Source organism: Mesorhizobium sp. M0904 (assembly GCF_040319475.1).
Classification (GTDB): Bacteria; Pseudomonadota; Alphaproteobacteria; order Rhizobiales; family Rhizobiaceae; genus Mesorhizobium.
This window is the reverse complement of sequence record NZ_JAMYOC010000019.1, coordinates 38,205-57,166: the sequence shown is the minus strand read 5'-3', so window position 1 is coordinate 57,166 and position 18,962 is coordinate 38,205. Positions and strand designations below refer to the sequence as shown.

Here is an 18,962-nt window from a genome sequence, read left to right as displayed (position 1 = left end):
CGATGAACGCAAACGGCAGCGTTGCGGCAAACGGCAGCAACGGGGCAAACGGCACCAGCGTCTCGATCCAGAACCTGTCGCTGAATTTCGGCGCGATATCAGTGCTGCAGACGCTCAACCTCGATGTCGCCGAAGGCGAGTTCATCGTGCTGCTCGGCCCGTCCGGCTGCGGCAAGTCGACCTTGCTCAACTGCATTGCCGGGCTGCTCGACGTTTCCGAAGGCCGCATCTTCATCAAGGGCAAGAACGTCACCTGGGAAGAGCCCAAGGATCGCGGCATCGGCATGGTGTTCCAGTCCTACGCGCTTTATCCGCAGATGACGGTGGAGAAGAACCTGTCGTTTGGGCTGCGCGTTGCCGGTCTCGCCAAGGACGAGATCGCCAAGCGCATCGCCCGGGCCGCCGAGATCCTGCAGATCGAACCGCTTTTGCATCGCAAGCCGGCGGCCCTGTCCGGCGGCCAGCGCCAGCGTGTGGCGATCGGGCGCGCACTTGTGCGTGACGTCGATGTCTTTCTGTTCGACGAACCGCTCTCCAACCTCGACGCCAAGCTGCGCGCAGAATTGCGCGTCGAAATCAAGCTGCTGCATCGCAAGCTTGAGAACACCATGATCTACGTCACCCACGACCAGATCGAGGCGATGACGCTGGCCGACCGTATCGCGGTGATGAAGGGCGGGGTCATCCAGCAGCTCGATGCGCCGCAGACCATCTATAACCGGCCGGTCAACCGGTTTGTCGCCGGCTTCCTCGGCTCGCCGGCAATGAACTTCCTCGACGGCAGACTTGACCAAGCGGCAGGCGACTGGCACTTCGTCGCCGAGGATGTGCGGATACCGCTGGCCACCTATGCTTTCGAGAAGGACCCGGTGCCAGGGCCGGCCGTGTTCGGCATCCGCCCCGAGCACGTGGCGTTCAACAGCGGCACGGGATGGCCGTTCGCAGCCACGGCAAATGTCGAGGTCGTCGAGCCCATGGGTTCCGACACGCTGGTCTGGCTGAAGCTCGCCGGCCAGAATTTCACGGTACGGGTGACAGCCGAGCGTACGCCAAACAACGCGGAGGCGGTCGGCATCGGTTTCGACCCGATGCGGGCCTCGCTGTTCGACGCCGCCACAGGTAACCGCCTCTAGAGCCTGATTTTAGCCTCCCAAGACTTTTCCATTTCCCCCCAAGACTAACCATCCCCAAGAAACGGACAGAGACGATGAACTGGTCATTCCAACTTTACAGCGCGCGTAATTTCCAGCCCTGGGAGGGCGTGCTCAAAATGCTGGGCGAGCTTGGTTACAGCCAAGTCGAAGGGTTCGGTGGCGTCTATGACGATCCCAAGGCGTTCCGTGCCGAGCTCGACAAGAACGGCCTTGCCATGCCGACCGGGCATTTCTCGATCGACGCGCTCGAGAAGGATTTCGACGGCGTGCGCAGGACGGCCGATGCGCTCGGCATCACGCTGCTCATCTGCCCCTTCCTGAACGCCGAGTTCAGGCCGGCCGACGCGGCCGGCTGGCGCGGCTTCGGCGAACGCCTGGCCAAGGTCGGCGAGACGGCCAGGAAAGCCGGCTATGGTTTTGCCTGGCACAATCATGATTTCGAATTCAAGGCGCTCGCCGACGGCTCGGTGCCGCAGGACCATATCCTGTCCTCCGCGCCCGACATCGGCTGGGAGATGGATGTCGCCTGGGTGGTGCGGGGCGGCGTCGATCCGCTGCCCTGGATCGAGAAGCACGGCAAGCGCATCGTAGCCGTCCACGTCAAGGACTTGGCCAAGCCGGGCGAGGGCCTCGACGAGGACGGCTGGTCCGACGTCGGCCACGGCACCATCGACTGGCCCGGCCTGATCAAGGCGCTGCGCGCCAAAAGCGCTGCGAAATACTACGTCATGGAACAAGACAATCCCAACGACATCGAGCGCTTCGCCCGCCGCTCCATCGCAGCCGCCAAGACCTATTAGGAGCACATCAGCATGGCAACAAAACTTGGCATCGGCGTGATTGGCTGCGGCAACATCTCGAAGGCGTATTTCTCGCTGGCGCCGCTGTTTCGCGGCATCGAGATGCGCGCCTGCGCCGACATCAACATGGAAGCGGCGAAAGCGCGGGCAAAGGAGTTCAAGCTGCGCGCCGAGACCGTTGAGGGGCTGCTCAAGGCCGACGATATCGACATCATCGTCAACCTGACCATTCCGGCGGTGCATTACGAGGTGTCGAAGCAGATCCTCGACGCCGGCAAGCACGTCTATTCGGAGAAGCCCTTCGTGCTGTCGGTCAAGGAAGGGCTCGACCTGAAGAAACGGGCGGAAAACAAGGGGCTGCGCATCGGCTCTGCCCCCGACACCTTCCTTGGCGGCGCGCACCAGCTTGTCCGCGACCTGATCGACACCGGCAGGCTCGGCAAGGTCACCAGCGGCACCTGTCATGTGATGAGCCATGGCATGGAGCATTGGCACCCCAATCCGGACTTCTTCTTCCAGCCGGGCGCCGGGCCGGTGCTCGATATCGGACCCTATTACATCACCAACCTGATCCAGCTGATCGGGCCGGTGAAGCGGGTCGCTGCCTTCGCTTCGATCCCGATGACGGAACGCATCATCAGCTCGAAGCCGCGCGCCGGCGAAAAGATACCGGTCTCCACGCCAACGACGATCCATGGCGTGCTGGAATTCGAGAACGGCGCCGTTGTGACGCTCAACACCAGCTGGGATGTCTGGAGCCACGGCCACGCTCCGATGGAGCTCTATGGCGAGGCGGGCACGGTGTTCGTGCCGGATCCGAACTTCTTCGGCGGCGAGGTGCGCTACACCGAAGCCGCCAAGCCGGTGAAGAAGCTGCCGAAATGGCCGCATCCGTTCGGCGTGCCCAACGAGATGCATTCGCAAGGCATGATGGCCAACTACCGCACCGCCGGTTTGGCCGACATGGCGATCGCGATCAGAGAAGGCCGGCCGCACCGCTGCTCGATGGAACTGGCGCTGCATGCCGTCGACGTCATGACCGGCCTGTTGCGTTCGGGCGAAACCGGAAAGTTCGTCGCCATGCAGACCAGCTGCGAGCGGCCCGCGGCACTCGGCGTCAAGGCGGCGAAGGAGCTGCTGGCGAAGAAGAAAACCAAGTAGGCGGCGCACCTCCCAAGCACCGCAAAAAGCCTCTCCCCGTTTGCGCGGGGAGAGGCTAAGGGTGGGCCGGCCTCGACTTGCCCGTCATCGCGGCGGCAGCTGTCGGCTCGTTTCGATATGAGGATTTCCCATGCCCTATGTTCCCGCCGAAAACCGCTACGAAAAGATGGTCTACAATCGCTGCGGGCGGTCCGGCCTGAAGCTGCCGGCGATCTCGCTTGGGCTGTGGCACAATTTCGGCGACGACACGCCGCATAGAACCAAGCAGGCGATCACGCGCAGGGCCTTCGATCTGGGCATCACGCATTTCGATCTCGCCAACAATTACGGCCCGCCGCCCGGCTCGGCGGAGCGGGCGTTCGGCGAGATCCTGCGGACGGACTTTGCCGGTTATCGCGACGAGCTGATCATCTCGACCAAGGCCGGCTACGAAATGTGGGCAGGACCTTATGGCGAATGGGGCGGCCGCAAGTATGTGCTGGCCAGCCTCGATCAGAGCCTGAAGCGGATGGGACTCGACTATGTCGACATCTTCTATTCGCACCGCTTCGACCCCGACACGCCGCTGGAAGAGACGATGGGCGCACTCGATCACGCGGTGCGCTCGGGCAAAGCGCTCTATGCCGGCATTTCCTCCTATAATTCGCAGCGCACCCGCGAGGCCGCCGACATTTTGAAGCAGCTCGGCACGCCTTGCGTGATCCATCAGCCGAGCTATTCGATGCTCAACCGCTGGGTCGAGGATGATGGCCTGCTCGATACGCTGGAGGGGCTTGGCGTCGGCTCGATCGTGTTCTCGCCGCTGGCGCAAGGCATGCTGACCGACAAATATCTCGGCGGCATCCCCGATGGCAGCCGCGCCAGCCAGGGCAAGTCGCTGCGCCCGGCATTCATCAACGACAAATCGATCGCCAATATCGAGGCGCTGAACGTCATCGCCCGCCGCCGCGGCCAGACGCTGGCGCAGATGGCGCTGGCCTGGGTGCTGCGCAGGGGCAGGGTCACATCGGCGCTGATCGGCGCCAGCCGGCCGGAACAGGTCGAGGATTGCGTCGGGGCGCTGAAGGCGCTCGACTTCAGCGATGCCGAGCTCGCCGAGATCGACACCTTTGCCCGCGAGTCCGACATCAACCTCTGGGCGGCATCGGCCGAGCGCAAGGGGCCGCCGAGGAAGTAGGCGACGACGGTATCCGGTGGCCGAAGGGCGACGGCTTCCGGGACGCTGAGCATGGAATGGCCGGGCAGCTGGATGGGTATTGCAAGAAGGTCGTTTCGCCCGATTCGGGGTTAGGCGATGAATCAGGAAACCCGGCTTTTTGGCGCTATTGCGGTCCGCCCCGCCATCCTATCCCTCATACCCCAGTTCGAAACGGCCACAGGATTCACGGTTGCGGTCAGGTGGGAGCTCAATCCGACAGTAAAGAAGCAGATTGAAGCTGGGGAAGCTTTTGACCTCGTCATCACCAATCCGGACCTGGTTCAGGATCTGACTGCCTCGGGAAAGGTCAAGGCGGGGAGCCAGGTGGCGTTTGGCCGGATAGCAATGGGGGTGGCAGCCAAGGCAGGCAGTCGACCGCTCGATATCGGGTCCGTGGAAGCATTCGAACAGGCGTTGAAGAGCGCCAGATCGATCGCCTACGCCAGTGAAGGAACCAGCGGTGGCTACTTCTCCGGTTTGCTGGAACGTTTGGGGATAGCGGATGAGGTGAAGCCCAAGCTGGTAGCCATACCAGGAGGACAGACAGCGCAAGCCGTGGGCCGTGGGGAAGCCGAGTTGGGGGTCGTTCCCGTGACTTCGATTTTCGCGGCCGCTCCCGAGGTCGTGCTTGTCGGTCGGTTTCCGGCAGAACTCCAAAGTTACGTCGACTTCGCCATTGGCATCAGTGCCGGTTCAACGAACGCAGAAGCTGCCGAGCGGCTGTCGGAATTTCTGATGTCGGCAGCCGTTGACGACATGCTGGCGGCAAAGGGTGTCGAGCGCCGCTAAGAGCGTGCGATGAATCACGCCAGAGGCACGTTGGGGATTTCTCCTCAAACAGGCTCTAATTTTCGGCTGCCTTGATGTTCCGCGCGGCTTGCTCGAGCGTCGCCCTGTCGTTGCCAAGCCTGTCGATCAGCTCTTGCGCCTGATCACCGGTTATCCCGGTGCGCATCGCCAGTGCCTCGACCGTCAGAACGTCGGAACTGGCGATCGTTCCAGTGGGACCGTGCTCGGCCGCGTCATCATCAGCCTGGCCGGTCGTCGTCTCATCGTAGCCAAGCTCTTGCTTCGCCTGCTGCCAATGACGCTCATGCGCGCCATCCGGGCGGCCCTCGCGCATCCAGATTTCATAGGCTCGCTGCCGAATCTTTTCATGCCGATCGTTGTCCATGACGGTTCCTCCCTTGTGGCGTTTTCACCAACGCGGGGAGCGCCGGAACGATCCTATGTTCAGGCCGATTTCGCACACTGCCGGACAAAACCCGGTCTCTCATCGAACAAACACCGGACAGATGCGTTTTGCGGAGGAACCTAGATAGCGGGCCGGCCGTTGAGCCGAACCTGAGCAAAGGAGATTACCATGGCCGACGAACCGAACGAATCCGCAACACCGAAGATGACTCAACGTGAAGCTCAGGAAGCCCTGGAAAAGCAGGTCGCGCAGCTGAAGCGCGAGATAAGCAAGATCAATCGGACCTTGGCCGAACGCGCGGAAGAGGCGATCGAAGACGCCGGCGACTGGTATGACAGCGCTGCCGAGCGCGCCTCGCGGACGGCACAAGCCCTGCGCAACAGGGCGCAGACGGTTTCCGGGGTCGTCCAGGAGAATCCCGGCACGGTATCGTCCGCATTCATACTCGGAGCGGCCGTAGGGGCGCTACTGGGCCTCGCCTTGGCCGCCACAGACCAGCGCCGCGATCGCTGGTTCTAGTCCCAACCTAAGGTTCCGGGCAGAAACGGCGGGATTGCTCCCGCCGTCATTCAGCAAATGACACCGGTCAGGGCGTGGCGGGCTTCTGCGCCGTGCCGAGGGCTTTGGGCGCTGCAGGCGCTGCCGTCTTCATCTTCTCCTCGATCCAGCCGGTGTAATTCGCCAGCCGCGTGTAGATGCCGTAGGCGTTCTTGTGGCCGCAGGCGGTGCTGCCGTCGGCCGGACCTTCGCCCCAGCTGACGACGCCAACCTGCACCGGACCATCGGCGCCGGTCATGAACAGCGGTCCGCCGCTGTCGCCATTGCAGGCGTCGCGCTCGCCGCTGACGGTGCCGGCGCAGATCATGTTGCCGGTCAGCGGATCGGCCATATCAGCAGCAATTGCATTGGCGGCCGCCTCGATGCCCCTTTCCGAGTAACGCATGCGGCGGGCGAGCTCGCCGAGCGCAGCCTTCAAATCACGCGCATAAATCGCCCTGATGCCGTTGTTGCAGGTTGCGTTCGGCTGGAGGTCCAAGTCGGCAACCATCAGCGCGGTGGGAAATGTTCCGTCCTGCATCTTGCCCCGCCGGTGACCGTGGTCTTGCCGGCGTCGGGGGTCGGCTCACGGGCAATCTTGATGGTCGGGGCATCGGCCGGCTCGGCCAGCCGGATCAGGCCGAGATCGTTGTCCAGCGTCTGCTCGCTGTAGCCCTCGTTGACGATGATCTCTACCGCCTTGTAGCGCTTGCCCTCGCTGAGATCGGTGGCGCCGGTGAGCACGGTGACCACATCAGGCGAAATCGGCTCGCCGTCGTCGTTGAGGCAGTGCGCCGCCGTCAGCACCCATTGCGGCGCGATCAGGCTGCCGCCGCAGAACTGCGCATTCGCCTGCGAGGCCGGACTTTCGTCCAGTTTGCCGGTGGTCAGCAACGCCACCTGGAACGGATAGGCGCCCTTCTCGGCCTCTTTGCCGCCGTAGACGCGATCGGTGCCGTCGGGGTTCTCCGCCTTGGCTTTTGCCCTGGCCTCGGCCACGCGTTTCATCGGCGAGATCGCCGCCTCCGGCCGGGCGGCCGCGTCCGTGGCATGAACGGAATTGACGACCGGCAAGGCCGCCGCGATGGCAAGCAGCGAGGCTGCAGCAATCGGTCTGAACCTATGGATGATCTTCACCTCGAACCCCCTGAGACGATGTTCCGACAGATCAGCCTCGACGCGTGATCCACTGAAAGGGGAACCGGCCGGTGAGCCGATCATGCGCCGATGTGGAGCGTGATCCGTCAAAAAACCGAGTACCACTTTTGCTAAATCGTGGTGTCGAGCCAAACCCGCCCAAATCTATAATCCCCCACGGGCTATGTGGAAGCAATTTGTCGTTGCCAATGTTGGATTATTTTAGGCAGTATACCGTTGCGGGCATTTTTGGCGGGACCTAAACTGGCTGCACTGAATAATGGCCCGGTAAAGGCGCCGGCAACCAAATTCATTTTTCGGCGCCACCACGATCTCGACAATATTTCTATATCTTGATCCAGTCCTTGCTGACTTTTGGGAGAGTCTCACCATGACAAAACTGACACAGTGCATTATTGCGTCCGCGTTGCTTTCCACCGCAATGTGGGCGGTTCCTGCCTTGGCTGCCGAGCCAGGTTCCGCCAACGCCGGCAACGGCGAAAGCATGCGTGACGTGACATCGGGCGATTACAAGCCTGGCCGGGCGAAACCGATCGCCCCGCCGAAACTGACCGAGGACGAGGCCAACCGCGCCGCGCCGCTCACCGACGAAGCAACGGCCGTCAAATCCTATGGCATCGTCGGCCGCTCCGCCGATGGCAAGGACATCAAGATCGATCCGAACGAGACGCTGAAGGACCTTGTCATCAAGGAAATGAACGCGCCCGCCGAGGGACAGAAGTCCCAGAATTCCGGGCTGAGCGGAGGCGAAGAGGCCGGCCGCCAGGTGTTCGGGACGGACGACCGGGAGCAGATCAAGAATACCAAAACCTACCCGTTCACCGCGATCGGCTACCTCGAAGGCAAATCGAAGAGCGGCAGCTATGGCAGCTGCTCGGCGACGCTGATCGGCCCGCGCACGGTGCTCACCGCGGCGCACTGCCTCTACAGCCACGAAGACAAGGCCTGGCTGGACGATATCCTGTTCGTGCCGGCTCTCAACGGCAAGACTGCCGACGACGCACCGTTCGGCGCCTTCACCTATGAAAGCGCCTATATCGTCCAGGGCTTCATCGACAATTATCAGGGCTTTTACGGCTCGGTCGTGCCATGGGATCTCGGCATCGTCACCTTGAAGCAGGATGTCGGCACCAACCTCGGCTGGCTGGGCTATGCCGATTATGTGGATCTCGGCGACTTCACCGCCAACATCGTCGGCTATCCCGGCGACAAGCCGATGGGCACGATGTGGAAGGCGACCTGCGAAGTGCTCGCCGAACACATCGCCACCGAGTATTTCCAGTACGACTGCGACACTTATCCGGGATCGAGCGGCAGCTCGGTCTACGCTTATGACAATGGCTCAAAGCAGCGCGTCATCACCGGCGTGAACGTGGCCGAGAGCCCGGATGCCAACACCGCCGTGCGTCTGAACGCCATCAACGTCCAGTGGATCAACAGCCTGTACAAATAGGCCTGCAGAGTTCCCGCCGCGATCATCGCGGAGAACTAGCCGGCGGCGGAGCATTTCCGTCGCCGGCTTCGCATTTTTCGGGATTATCTGGACTGGGCCGAGGGTGGCGCCTGGCGGACATAGTTCTCGATCGGCTGGGCGAAAGTCGGTGAACCGGCCTTGCGCTCCTTGTCGATATAGCCGGCAAAATAGCTCCAGAAGGAAGCGGCATAGTCGCGGAAATAGGACTCGGCGACCTCACGCGAGCACAGCCCGCCTTCGACGCAGGAGGAAAGGCGGTTGAGGAAATAGACGATGCGGTCGAAATTGTCGCTGAACTCGGCAAGCGGCATGTCGCCGCCGGTTGCGCTCATCGCTTCGATGCCGATGCGTTGTCTGAACACCTGTTCCTCGGTCGGCGTCGGATTGGCACTGAGCAGATTGCCGTATTTGGCGTTGAGCGCCGCCAGGCGTTGCTTGAGGGCCCGTTGCGCCTGCTGGTAATCCTTGCTTTCCCAGAGCTCGACCAGCGACATCGTTTGCTCGACGCGCTTCTGCTCCTGGTTCGCCAGGAACTGGTAGACCGAAAAGATCAGGGTGAAGATGATCGCCAGGCGCACCAGCAATCCGGACCAGGCATAGACGAGCATGCGCCAGTCGCGATCGGTGAATGGGTTCGCCTCCTTCTTGACCTCGTGATTGCTCACCCACGGCAGGCCTTCGACGGTTTCCGGCAGCGACACCGGCTTCTTTTGCGGCACCGGCGCCGTCACTGCCTGCTGCGTTGCGTTGCCCCCCGCTTTCGTCATCCGCAGCTGTCCAGGTCTATGGTGGCGGACGGGTCGAGCACGATGCCCGGCGTCTCCAGCTTCTTCTTCAGGCAATCCAGCTGCGCCCGCGAAACGATGAACTGCACGTCAGGCGCCACCTGCGCCTTGCCCGGCGACGGCAATGGTTCGACCACGCCGCGTGAGGTGCAGCTGCTGAGATCGACGATGACGGCGGCGTTGCCGGTTTTGGCGATCTGGTCGTACTGGTCGAGAAAGCAGCTCGCCAGTTCGGAATTGATGACGACCTCCTTAGCGCAAAGGCCGCAAGCCTCGTCCGCCGAAGCATTGGCGGCCAGCAGCAGCCCGGCGACAAGACCGGCGGTTGTTGCGCGCCACGAAAATACGATCCTGTTCACGAACGCCCTCATCCGTTCCGTTCGGCCGCCGACAGCAGCGGTCGAAGAATGTTCATTATCAGCCGATTAGGCAAGAGGCCCGGCCGGGCACCTGACCCCGCCTCAGGCGCGCGGCACCGTCTCCATCGGGAAGATCATCACGGCGCCCTTCGACCCCTTGTCGTCGGTGAGCCGCATGGCCGAACGCGTCGCCGGCGCCCTGCCGATATCGGCCAGCATATCGGAGAAGTTTGGTTGTCCAAGTCCGCGCGTTACAGAGACAACGCCCTCTTGCGCCAGGAAACTCAGATCCTGCTTCTCGCTCTGCGGCGGTGCTTCGGTCAAGACGGCGATCATCCGCTCCATGCCGAAGCTGGTGTCGGTGAATTTGAACAGGCCTTCCTCGAGCACGGCGCCTTCGGTCAGGCGCTCGGCAAGAAAATGCTGGATGGAATAGTCGGAGCCGACATAGAGCACGTTGATGTCGACCAGATCGGTCGAACCGTTCCTGGCCAGCACGTGGACCTGATCGTCGGGCGAAACACGCGGCACCGTCGACGGTTCGATCGGCTGCAGCGTGTCGCTATCAAAACGCTTGATCCGGAACTCGACGCTGACCTCTTCCGGCCGATAATCGGAAGCGGCGGCCAGCCTCGACAGGCCGATGGCGCGGAAGATTTTCGTCAGGTTCTTGGCCGCTGCATCGACCAACTTTTCGCGGTCGTCCGGATGAATGACGATCATCGGCGGCTTGCTGCCCTCCTTGAGCGTCATGTCGCCCGAAGCCGGCAGGAACCACAGCGCCGGCGCGTCGGTGGCATCTTCGGCGGCGCCGGCAATGGCGTTCTCGCGCAGCACGGCGAGACGCAGATCTGCGCTCTTGCCCGGCTCGACCAGCGCGATGTGGAACCCTGAGTTCTCCCTGGCCGCCAGATCGTCGAGAACCGAGTTCGCCAGCGCGGCCTCTTTCTCGAGGCCTTTGGTCGCCGCCGGCCGCGCAATCACGAGCTTGTAGTCGACGGCGAGCTCGGCGAGCCGGGCATAGGCATTGGCGGGGATGTCGGCCAGCTTGATCGCCGGCTTGCCGCCGAACTCGACCGGCTTGACCCGGCTTTCCAGGTTTTTCGCCGACTGCACCTGGAGATAGCCAAGCGCGTTCGACAGCGGCGACAGCGCCGAGGGCAATATTGCGAGCCTGCTGCCTGGGGTGAGGCGATGCAGCAGTCCGGCGCCGATCGTGGCTTTGTCGTTCTCGATGACGATCGGCCATTGCATGACCGCGTCTGTCTTGTCGGTGCCGAAGACGCGGGCGTCGAGTTCCCCTTCGAACAGCGGCGTCGGCCGGGTGCGGCCGTCCGCCGAATATTGCTGCAGCACGGCCTGGCCGAGCTGGCGGTAGGTGATGTTGGGATTCTCGGCCAGTTTCGACAGGATGGTGAAGGTGAACAGCCCGAATCGAGGCGCATCGGCCGTGCCCTTGGGCAGCGGCATCTCGGGCGTCGTCTCCACCGTCTGCGCCGCGTAGAAGGCGACCAATTTGCCTTTGGTGGTCGGCTCGGCGCCGGTCGGCGTCAGCTTGAAGGCCGGCTTGCGCTGCCCGTCCTCGTCAAAGCCGCGCGGCGCGGCCGACGCAATCTCGTCATAGGCTTTCACCGCAGCCGCCCTGGCAGCGTCGTCGCCGCCGACCAGATCGGCGAACTCGACCTTGCGTTCCAGCTCGTCGTCGACCTCGGCGGCGCGCGTCGCAGTGCCGGAATGGCAGCAGTCGAATACGGCCCAGATAAAGGCGCCCTTGTCGCGGATAGCGTCGAGCGCGGTGCCGATCTCGTTGTCGACCAGCGCATTGGGCACGCCCGTTTCGCGGTTGACCCATTTGTCGATGTCGGACGGCAAGAAAATCTCGTCGAGGCCGTCCGTCTCGTCGCCCTTGTTCGCCGCCGGCTGCTGCGCGCCGTGACCGGACAAATGCAGGTAGACGAAATCGTCACGCTGGACCCTGGCGGCAAGGTCGGCGAGTGCTGCCTTGATCGCCGCATGTGTCGGCGGTCCGTTGGCGCCTTCGACATCCTTGGCGAGCAGCGCGACGTTTTCGGCTGAAAACTTCACCGGCGCGGGCGTGTACTTCAGGAGGTAATCGCGCACCAGGCCGGCATCGTTCTTCGGTCCGATCAGCCAGTTCTTCTTCGGCAGGTTCGGATAATCGGTGCAGGCAACAAGCAGCGCATGGTAGGTGCGCGCCGCTGCGAATGCCCGAAACGGCACCAGGCCGGCAGCGGCCAGCGCGGACGTGCCGGCAAGCAGCGTCCGCCGCGTCACCTTGATCATGATTGCTTCCCCAAGCCCGATCGAATCTTCAAGCACGGCCAGCCTGGCCGAGGATGTCAGTATTTTGAATATGGGCGTCGCCGGCCAGCCGACCATCGGCTGCGAATACAAACAGTAGCAAAAAAGGCAGTTCGTCGCTATCTCAGTGGAAGAGGCCGGATTGCATGCCTAATGGCAGCGATCGGCACGGAAGCGGCTTGGAACGGGATCATGGCGGCAAGGGATGTACTGACGAAGAACCAGCTTTGCGTTCTCGAGAAACTCGAGGCCGCCAGCGGGCCGCTCAGCGCCTATACGTTGCTCGACCAATTGCGCGAGCGCGGTTTTCGCGCGCCGCTGCAGGTCTATCGGGCGCTCGACACGCTGGTGAAGTCCGGCTTCGTGCACAGGCTCGAAAGCCTCAATTCTTTCGTCGCCTGTGCCGAGCCGCACGACCACAGCCATTCGATGACGGCGTTTGCCATCTGCGACACCTGCGGCCAGGTGACCGAGTTCTCCGACCATGATGTCGGCCACCGGCTCGACGAATGGGTGCGCTCGACCGGCTTCGCCGCCAAGAAGGCGGTGATCGAGTTTCGTGGGACATGTGCGAAGTGCTTGGCCGAGGCGGCTTGAGGCCGGTTAGGCCGCAACATAGCGGTGGCGACCTTTTGATGTCGGCAGGACAGAGGGGGCGCGAAAGATCGCTACAGATTACAATTGGTCGGCCGCGGACGTCCGCACGCTAATGCGCCTCTTCCCAGTTGTCGGCGGCGCGGGCGTCGACGTGCAGCGGCACCGACATCGACACCGCCGGCATGGCGGCGTTCTCCATGACGTGGCAGACGACCGGGATCGTCGCCTCGACCTCGGCTTCGACGGTCTCGAAAACCAGTTCGTCATGCACCTGCAGCAGCATGCGGGCAGAAAGCCTGGCCTTTTCCAGCGCCTCGTCCATGCGGATCATGGCGCGGCGGATGATGTCGGCGGCGGTTCCCTGCAGGCGGGCGTTGATCGAGGCGCGCTCGTTGAAGGCGCGGATCGAAGGATTTGACGATCTGATTTCCGGATAGTGGATGCGGCGGCCGAAAATGGTTTCGACATAGCCGTGCTCGCGGGCATAGGCCTTGGTCGCATCGATATAGTCGCGGATGCCGGGGAAACGCTCGAAATATTTCTTGATGTAGTCGCCGGCTTCCTCGCGCGCGATCGACAGCTGGTTGGCGAGGCCAAAAGCGGAAATGCCGTAGATGATGCCGAAATTGATCGCCTTGGCACGGCGGCGCACTTCCGAAGGCATGCCCTCGACCGGCACGTTGAACATTTCAGACGCGGTGATCGCGTGGATGTCGGCGCCGTCGGCGAAGGCCTGCTTGAGCTGCGGGATTTCGGCGACGTGGGCGAGCACGCGCAGCTCGATCTGGCTGTAGTCGGCGGAAACCAGCTTGTTGCCCTTTTCGGCAATGAAGGCCGTCCTGATCTTTCGGCCCTCGACGGTGCGCACCGGAATGTTCTGCAGATTGGGATCCGAGGACGAAAGCCGCCCGGTCGTCGTCGCGGCAAGCGCGTAGGAGGTGTGGACGCGCTTGGTGTCGGGATGGATGAAGCCGGGCAGCGCATCGGTATAGGTCGATTTCAGCTTGGTCAGCTGGCGCCAGTCGACGATCTTGCGCGGCAATTCATGGCCTTCGGCGGCGAGGTCTTCGAGAAGCTGCGCCGAGGTCGACCACTGGCCGGTCTTGGTTTTAGAACCGCCGGGCAGGCCCATCCTGCCGAACAGGATGTCGCCGAGCTGTTTTGGCGAGCCGATGTTGATGCGTTCGCCGACCAGCTGGTAGATTTCGTCCTCGAGCCGTGCGGCACCCTGTGCCAGTTCGCCGGAGAGCCGCGACAGAATCTGCCGGTCGACGGAGATGCCGCGCTGTTCCATCCGCGCCAAGACCGGCACCAGCGGCCGTTCCAGCCGTTCATAGACCGAGACCAGGCCCTTGGCGGCAAGCCGTGGCTTCAGCACCTGCCAGAGCCTGAGCGCGACGTCGGCGTGCTCGGCGCCGTAAGCCGTCGCCTTGCCGAGGTCGGCCTGATCGAGGCCGACGAAGCTTCTTCCCGAACCGGCCAGTTCCTTCAGCGGAATGGTCGCGTGGCCGAGCCATTTATCGGCCAGCGCCTCCAGGCCGTGGCCGCCGTGGGTGCCGGCCTCGAGCACGTAGGAGATCAGCATGGTGTCGTCATAGGGGCCTATCTCGATGCCGTGACGGCTCATCACGACTAGGCGGTATTTCATGTCGTGCACGATCTTGAGGACGGATTTGTCCTCGAGCAGCGGCTTGAGCAACGCCAGCGCATCGCGGACCGGGATCTGGTTTTCGACCGCGCCGCCGCCGAGCAGGTCGCCATTGCCGTTTTTATGGGCAAGCGGCACATAGGCGGCATGGCCAGGCGCGACGGCCATGGCAAGGCCGATCAGTTCGGCCCGCATCGGATCGGGCGAGGAGGCCTTAACGTCGAAGGCGACGATGCCTCTCTCCATCGCCTCGGCGATCCAGACCTTCAGCGTCGCGGCGTCGCGGATGCAGGCGTAGGCGCTGGTGTCGATCTTGCGGGTGATGGCAGCCTCCAGGCGAAGCGCCGAAAGCAGGGATGGGGTGTCGCCTTGCTTGGCTGCAGCCGGGGCTTCGAGCGCCGCTTCGTCCGGCGGCGGTGGGCTTTCGGCGGCCGCGGGCAGGCCAAAACCCATATCGGGGCCATGCGCGGTATCGGCACGCTCTATGGTGACGGGGGTGGCTGGAACATCGCCCGCGTCGGTTCCGGTCGCTTCGGCCACGCGGCGGGTCAGCGTCGAGAATTCCATGGTCTTGAGAAAGCCGATCAGCCTGGGGCCGTCCGGCGCATGCAACACGAACTCGTCAAGCCCTTCGGTCACCGGCACGTCGTTCTTCAGCCTCACCAGGTCACGCGAAATGCGCGCCTTGTCGGCATTGGCGATGATCGATTCGCGCCGCTTGTCCTGCTTGATCTCGCCGGCGCGGGCGAGCAGCGTGTCGAGGTCGCCGAACTGTTCGAGCAATTGCGCCGCCGTCTTTGGCCCGATGCCGGGTACGCCCGGCACATTGTCGACCGAATCGCCGGTCAGCGCCTGCAGGTCGATCATCTTCTCCGGCGGCACGCCCCATTTCTCGATCACCTCGGAAACGCCTATCTGGCGGTCCTTCATCGGGTCGTACATGGCAACCGTCGGGCCGACCAGCTGCATCAGGTCCTTGTCGGAGGAGATGATGGTGGTGTCGGCGCCGGCTTCGCAGGCAAGCCGGCAATAGGTGGCGATCAAATCGTCGGCCTCGTAGCCTTCCGTCTCAAGGCATGGCAGGTTGAATGCCCTGGTCGCCTGGCGGATCAGGCCGAATTGCGGGATCAAATCTTCCGGCGGCGCCGAGCGGTTGGCCTTGTATTCGGGGTAGAGGTCGTTGCGGAAGGTCTTCGACGAATAGTCGAAAATCACGGCGAAATGCGTCGGCACGATGCCGACATCGGTGTTGCGGGCGTCCTGCGTCAGCTTCCAGACCATGTTGCAGAAGCCGAGCACGGCACTGGTCGGCAGCCCGTCGGACTTGCGGGACAGCGGCGGCAGCGCGTGATAGGCACGGAAGATGTAGCCGGAGCCGTCGACAAGGAAGAGATGATCGCCTTTTTTCATGCCACGAGGGATAGCGCGGCGCAGCGCCGCGGTCCATGCCAAAGGCGGCTTCCGCCAAGGGTTCCGGCAACACCCTGACAAATGGCGTGCGAGCTTGGCCGGCCCTGCCGGCCTGGCCGCAGCTTTGTTCGCTCACGCCTATGTTACAAAAGTGTAATTTTTGTGCCCTTGAATCGCCACGTTCGCAGACACAGATAAACGGCATCGGCAATTTTCGCCGAAGTCCGGAGCAAGGCCCGTCCCCCGCCTATCCCGGACACTTGCGGCAGCCTATCCCCCCTCTCCGGGCTGCCGCATCGTTTCGAGTAAAGGCCGCCGTGGTTCCCCTCCACCACGGCGGCATTTTTTTGCCGTTGGACGGGAAGCTGTGGCCCAACGGTCGCGGGCTTTCCGTTTCGCCGCATGGGCTCTAGATTTGCCGCCAGAATCGAAAGGCCCGCCAGATGTCCGCAGTTTCCCCTGTTCTCGACCGCCTAGACAAGAACTTCGACCAGAGCCTGGAACGCCTGTTCGGCCTGCTCGCCATCAAGTCGATCTCCACCGATCCGGACTACGCCGCCGACTGCCGCAAGGCCGCCGAATGGCTGGTCGCCGAGCTCAAGCTGATCGGCTTCGACGCCAGCTTGCGCGACACGCCGGGGCATCCGATGGTGGTCGCGCATCACGATGGGCCGGCGGGCGCGCCGCATCTGCTGTTTTATGGCCATTACGACGTCCAGCCGGTCGATCCGATCGAGCTGTGGGAAAGCGACCCGTTCGCGCCGGCGGTCAAGGAGATCGAGCCCGGCCACAAGGTGATCACCGGCCGCGGCGCGGCCGACGACAAGGGCCAGCTGATGACCTTCGTCGAGGCCTGCCGCGCGTGGAAGCAGGTGCATGGCGGATTGCCGTGCCGAATCACAATCCTGTTCGAGGGCGAGGAGGAGTCCGGATCGCCGTCGCTGAAGCCGTTTCTCGAGGCGAATGCGGACGAGCTCAAGGCCGATTTCGCGCTCGTCTGCGACACCGGCATGTGGGACCGCGATACGCCGTCGATCTGCGTCTCGCTGCGCGGGCTGGTCGGCGAGGAGATCACGGTGACTGCCGCCGACCGCGACCTGCATTCGGGGCTCTATGGCGGTGCGGCCGCCAATCCGATCCGCATCCTGGCAAAGATCCTGGCCGACATCCACGATGCCGATGGTCACGTCACCATTCCAGGTTTTTATGACGGCGTCGAGGAAACGCCGTCGCAGATATTGCAGTCGTGGCTGTCGCTCGGCGAGACGGCCGAGACCTTCCTCGGCCCGATTGGCCTGTCGATCCCGTCCGGCGAAAAGGGCCGCTCGGTGCTCGAGCTCACCTGGGCGCGACCGACGGCCGAGTTCAACGGCATTATCGGCGGCTATACCGGCAAGGGCTTCAAGACGGTGATCGCCGCGCAAGCCTCGGCAAAAGTCTCCTTCCGGCTGGTTCACAAACAGGATCCGGAAAAAATCCGCGCGGCCTTCCAGGCATTTGCCAGGCAGCGCGTGCCAGCGGACTGCTCGGTCGAATTTCATCCGCATGGCGGCTCGCCGGCAATCCAGCTTTCCTACGACTCGCCCTTTCTGGCCAAGGCCAAGCAGGCGCTGTCCGACGAATGGCCGAAGCCGGCGGTGGTGACCGGCGGCGGCGGGTCGATCCCGGTGGTCGGCGATTTCCAGACCTATCTCGGTATGGAATCGCTGCTGGTCGGGTTCGGCCTCGACGACGACCGCATCCACTCGCCGAACGAGAAGTACGAGATGAGCTCCTTCCACAAGGGCCAGCGCTCCTGGGCGCGCATTCTCGAGGCGCTGACACGCTGAAATTGCGCCAGACTCAAGTTTTTGTTGATTTTTCGCCGGATCGCGGCAAGGACGGGCACGGTCCGTCGCGCATCGCTGCACGGGGCCGCGACCGGAGAAAGACGATGAGCGACATACGTTTCCACAAAAACGATCTGCCCGGCCTGCTGCATTACGATGTCGGGGCGGTCGCCATCGACACCGAGACGCTAGGGCTGAACCCGCATCGCGACCGGCTCTGCGTCGTGCAGATCTCGCCGGGCGACGGCTCGGCCGACGTCATCCAAATTGCGCCCGGCCAGAAGAAGGCGCCGAACCTCGTCAGCCTGCTCAAGAACCGCAGCATTACCAAGCTTTTTCATTACGGCCGCTTCGACCTTGCCGTGCTCTACAACGCCTTCGGCGTCATGCCGGAGCCGGTGTTCTGCACCAAGATCGCGTCGCGGCTGACGCGCACCTACACCGACCGGCACGGGTTGAAGGACATCTGCTTCGAGCTTCTCGGGGTCGGCCTGTCGAAGGCGCAGCAATCATCCGACTGGGCAGCCGAGACGCTGTCGCCTGAGCAGCTCGAATATGCCGCCTCCGACGTGCTCTACCTGCACCGGCTGCGCGACGTACTGAGCGCGCGTCTGGCGCGCGACAACCGGACCAGGGAGGCCGATGCCTGCTTCCGCTTCCTGCCGACGCGTGCGAAACTCGACCTGATGGGCTGGGATGAAGAGGACATCTTCGCCCACAGCTAATGGCCTTCATGATAATTCTACTCCGGCGGCCATCTGGCGCAGTTTTCTCCGCTTCCGGTGCTCACGGACCCAAATGTCCGCTGCGCTCCGGTTCTCGAAAACCACGCCATATGTCTCGCCGGAGCGAATTCTCATAAAGGCCATCGGCCAGCAACCGAGGGCGCTTGTCCCGGCCCTCCGTTCGCTTCACCGGGAGGAATTGACATGGCTGCGCGAAAACCGATCGAAACGGCACCAAAGGACGGTTCCAAGGTCACCGTCTACTGGCAGGACAGCGACGGCGTGATGAACGAGAGCATCGCCCAGTACCGTTCGCTCGACCGGCTGAAGGCGGCCGGCGGCGACTGGGACGAAAGCGATGCCGGCTGGTGGGCCTATACGGACGGCCATACGCAAAGGAAGATCGAGCCAATCAGCTGGCGGCCGGCCTCCGACGACCCGGACACGGACGACTGAGGGTTGTCGCAATGGTCGAACTCGGCGCTGCCCCTCAACCCCTGCCAAGCCCCTTCTCCGCGTGAGAACGGCGAGAAGGGGCTTGGCCGCGACGCCGGCGATTTCCCATCGCACTGTCCTTCACGAGGAGAGGGTAAGGGTGAGGGGCAGCGCC

General features: G+C 63.2%; 18 protein-coding genes. 11 read left to right on the top strand and 7 right to left on the bottom strand.

Going from position 1 to position 18,962, the window contains the following annotated elements; genetic code table 11:
* The first annotated feature begins 2 nt into the window (after window positions 1-2).
* From NKH80_RS20390 to NKH80_RS20370, 5 genes are all read left to right on the top strand, one after another.
* Entirely contained in the window at window positions 3-1,133 is a 1,131-nt protein-coding gene (locus tag NKH80_RS20390; RefSeq protein WP_352506634.1) for an ABC transporter ATP-binding protein, read from the top strand.
* Between the two features lie 74 nt (window positions 1,134-1,207).
* A complete protein-coding gene (locus NKH80_RS20385) occupies window positions 1,208-1,954 on the top strand; it encodes a sugar phosphate isomerase/epimerase family protein (RefSeq protein ID WP_352506633.1) in 747 nt (248 codons plus the stop codon).
* Between the two features lie 12 nt (window positions 1,955-1,966).
* The gene (locus tag NKH80_RS20380; protein ID WP_352506632.1) at window positions 1,967-3,115 is read left to right on the top strand and encodes a Gfo/Idh/MocA family protein; all 1,149 of its coding nucleotides are present in this window, start codon (window positions 1,967-1,969) and stop codon (window positions 3,113-3,115) included.
* A 130-nt stretch (window positions 3,116-3,245) separates the two neighbouring features.
* Entirely contained in the window at window positions 3,246-4,292 is a 1,047-nt protein-coding gene (mgrA, locus tag NKH80_RS20375) for an L-glyceraldehyde 3-phosphate reductase (RefSeq protein ID WP_352506631.1), read from the top strand.
* A 117-nt stretch (window positions 4,293-4,409) separates the two neighbouring features.
* On the top strand, window positions 4,410-5,102 hold the full coding sequence (locus NKH80_RS20370) for a substrate-binding domain-containing protein (RefSeq protein ID WP_352506630.1): 693 nt from the start codon (window positions 4,410-4,412) through the stop codon (window positions 5,100-5,102).
* A 55-nt stretch (window positions 5,103-5,157) separates the two neighbouring features.
* Here the strand turns inward: NKH80_RS20370 and NKH80_RS20365 are convergent, their stop codons facing one another.
* Window positions 5,158-5,487: a DUF2934 domain-containing protein gene (locus NKH80_RS20365; protein WP_352506629.1), complete on the bottom strand. Its 330-nt coding sequence runs from the start codon at window positions 5,485-5,487 to the stop codon at window positions 5,158-5,160.
* Window positions 5,488-5,676: 189 nt separating this feature from the next.
* Here NKH80_RS20365 and NKH80_RS20360 point away from each other — a divergent pair, with 189 nt between their 5' ends.
* Complete coding sequence (locus tag NKH80_RS20360) at window positions 5,677-6,027, top strand: hypothetical protein (protein WP_352687935.1); 351 nt, start codon at window positions 5,677-5,679, stop codon at window positions 6,025-6,027.
* A 67-nt stretch (window positions 6,028-6,094) separates the two neighbouring features.
* On the opposite strand, the gene NKH80_RS20355 is transcribed toward NKH80_RS20360, so the two are convergent.
* On the bottom strand, window positions 6,095-6,586 hold the full coding sequence (locus NKH80_RS20355) for a trypsin-like serine protease (RefSeq protein ID WP_352506627.1): 492 nt from the start codon (window positions 6,584-6,586) through the stop codon (window positions 6,095-6,097).
* Window positions 6,556-7,182 (bottom strand): S1 family peptidase, encoded by a 627-nt coding sequence (locus tag NKH80_RS20350; protein ID WP_352506626.1) that lies wholly within the window; start codon window positions 7,180-7,182, stop codon window positions 6,556-6,558. Before NKH80_RS20350 ends, NKH80_RS20355 begins: the two co-directional genes overlap by 31 nt.
* 391 nt (window positions 7,183-7,573) lie before the next feature.
* Between NKH80_RS20350 and NKH80_RS20345 the strand changes: the two genes are divergently transcribed.
* Window positions 7,574-8,656, top strand: coding sequence for a trypsin-like serine peptidase (locus NKH80_RS20345; protein WP_352506625.1), 1,083 nt, complete (start codon window positions 7,574-7,576; stop codon window positions 8,654-8,656).
* Window positions 8,657-8,739: 83 nt separating this feature from the next.
* Here NKH80_RS20345 and NKH80_RS20340 read toward each other — a convergent pair whose 3' ends face one another.
* The 3 genes from NKH80_RS20340 to NKH80_RS20330 all read right to left on the bottom strand — a co-directional run bounded on the left by NKH80_RS20340 (window position 8,740) and on the right by NKH80_RS20330 (window position 12,125).
* Window positions 8,740-9,444, bottom strand: a complete 705-nt coding sequence (locus tag NKH80_RS20340) for a DUF4760 domain-containing protein (RefSeq protein ID WP_352993146.1) — start codon at window positions 9,442-9,444, stop codon at window positions 8,740-8,742.
* The gene (locus NKH80_RS20335; RefSeq protein WP_352506623.1) at window positions 9,441-9,821 is read right to left on the bottom strand and encodes a hypothetical protein; all 381 of its coding nucleotides are present in this window, start codon (window positions 9,819-9,821) and stop codon (window positions 9,441-9,443) included. Before NKH80_RS20335 ends, NKH80_RS20340 begins: the two co-directional genes overlap by 4 nt.
* Before the next feature lie 102 nt (window positions 9,822-9,923).
* On the bottom strand, window positions 9,924-12,125 hold the full coding sequence (locus NKH80_RS20330) for a caspase family protein (protein WP_352506622.1): 2,202 nt from the start codon (window positions 12,123-12,125) through the stop codon (window positions 9,924-9,926).
* Between the two features lie 210 nt (window positions 12,126-12,335).
* On the opposite strand from NKH80_RS20330, the gene NKH80_RS20325 reads away from it, so the two are divergent.
* A complete protein-coding gene (locus tag NKH80_RS20325; protein WP_023675234.1) occupies window positions 12,336-12,740 on the top strand; it encodes a Fur family transcriptional regulator in 405 nt (134 codons plus the stop codon).
* A gap of 109 nt (window positions 12,741-12,849) precedes the next feature.
* Here the strand turns inward: NKH80_RS20325 and polA are convergent, their stop codons facing one another.
* On the bottom strand, window positions 12,850-15,798 hold the full coding sequence (polA, locus tag NKH80_RS20320) for a DNA polymerase I (RefSeq protein ID WP_352993210.1): 2,949 nt from the start codon (window positions 15,796-15,798) through the stop codon (window positions 12,850-12,852).
* A 443-nt stretch (window positions 15,799-16,241) separates the two neighbouring features.
* Here polA and NKH80_RS20315 point away from each other — a divergent pair, with 443 nt between their 5' ends.
* From NKH80_RS20315 to NKH80_RS20305, 3 genes are all read left to right on the top strand, one after another.
* Window positions 16,242-17,627: a M20/M25/M40 family metallo-hydrolase gene (locus NKH80_RS20315; protein ID WP_352993144.1), complete on the top strand. Its 1,386-nt coding sequence runs from the start codon at window positions 16,242-16,244 to the stop codon at window positions 17,625-17,627.
* A 104-nt stretch (window positions 17,628-17,731) separates the two neighbouring features.
* Window positions 17,732-18,352, top strand: coding sequence for a ribonuclease D (locus NKH80_RS20310; protein WP_023675237.1), 621 nt, complete (start codon window positions 17,732-17,734; stop codon window positions 18,350-18,352).
* 204 nt (window positions 18,353-18,556) lie between these two features.
* Window positions 18,557-18,808, top strand: coding sequence for a hypothetical protein (locus NKH80_RS20305; RefSeq protein WP_352993142.1), 252 nt, complete (start codon window positions 18,557-18,559; stop codon window positions 18,806-18,808).
* Window positions 18,809-18,962 lie beyond the last annotated feature (154 nt).

Bases quoted from the DNA above. Each gene is read 5' to 3' on its own strand.
- NKH80_RS20325 (WP_023675234.1), top strand. From the start codon at position 12,336: ATGGCGGCAAGGGATGTACTGACGAAGAACCAGCTTTGCGTTCTCGAG.
- NKH80_RS20360 (WP_352687935.1), top strand. From the start codon at position 5,677: ATGGCCGACGAACCGAACGAATCCGCAACACCGAAGATGACTCAACGT.
- NKH80_RS20365 (WP_352506629.1), bottom strand. From the start codon at position 5,487: ATGGACAACGATCGGCATGAAAAGATTCGGCAGCGAGCCTATGAAATC.
- NKH80_RS20380 (WP_352506632.1), top strand. From the start codon at position 1,967: ATGGCAACAAAACTTGGCATCGGCGTGATTGGCTGCGGCAACATCTCG.
- NKH80_RS20310 (WP_023675237.1), top strand. From the start codon at position 17,732: ATGAGCGACATACGTTTCCACAAAAACGATCTGCCCGGCCTGCTGCAT.
- NKH80_RS20390 (WP_352506634.1), top strand. From the start codon at position 3: ATGAACGCAAACGGCAGCGTTGCGGCAAACGGCAGCAACGGGGCAAAC.
- NKH80_RS20345 (WP_352506625.1), top strand. From the start codon at position 7,574: ATGACAAAACTGACACAGTGCATTATTGCGTCCGCGTTGCTTTCCACC.
- polA (WP_352993210.1), bottom strand. From the start codon at position 15,798: ATGAAAAAAGGCGATCATCTCTTCCTTGTCGACGGCTCCGGCTACATC.
- NKH80_RS20330 (WP_352506622.1), bottom strand. From the start codon at position 12,125: ATGATCAAGGTGACGCGGCGGACGCTGCTTGCCGGCACGTCCGCGCTG.
- NKH80_RS20305 (WP_352993142.1), top strand. From the start codon at position 18,557: ATGGCTGCGCGAAAACCGATCGAAACGGCACCAAAGGACGGTTCCAAG.
- NKH80_RS20355 (WP_352506627.1), bottom strand. From the start codon at position 6,586: ATGCAGGACGGAACATTTCCCACCGCGCTGATGGTTGCCGACTTGGAC.
- NKH80_RS20370 (WP_352506630.1), top strand. From the start codon at position 4,410: ATGAATCAGGAAACCCGGCTTTTTGGCGCTATTGCGGTCCGCCCCGCC.
- NKH80_RS20315 (WP_352993144.1), top strand. From the start codon at position 16,242: ATGTCCGCAGTTTCCCCTGTTCTCGACCGCCTAGACAAGAACTTCGAC.
- NKH80_RS20385 (WP_352506633.1), top strand. From the start codon at position 1,208: ATGAACTGGTCATTCCAACTTTACAGCGCGCGTAATTTCCAGCCCTGG.
- mgrA (WP_352506631.1), top strand. From the start codon at position 3,246: ATGCCCTATGTTCCCGCCGAAAACCGCTACGAAAAGATGGTCTACAAT.
- NKH80_RS20340 (WP_352993146.1), bottom strand. From the start codon at position 9,444: ATGACGAAAGCGGGGGGCAACGCAACGCAGCAGGCAGTGACGGCGCCG.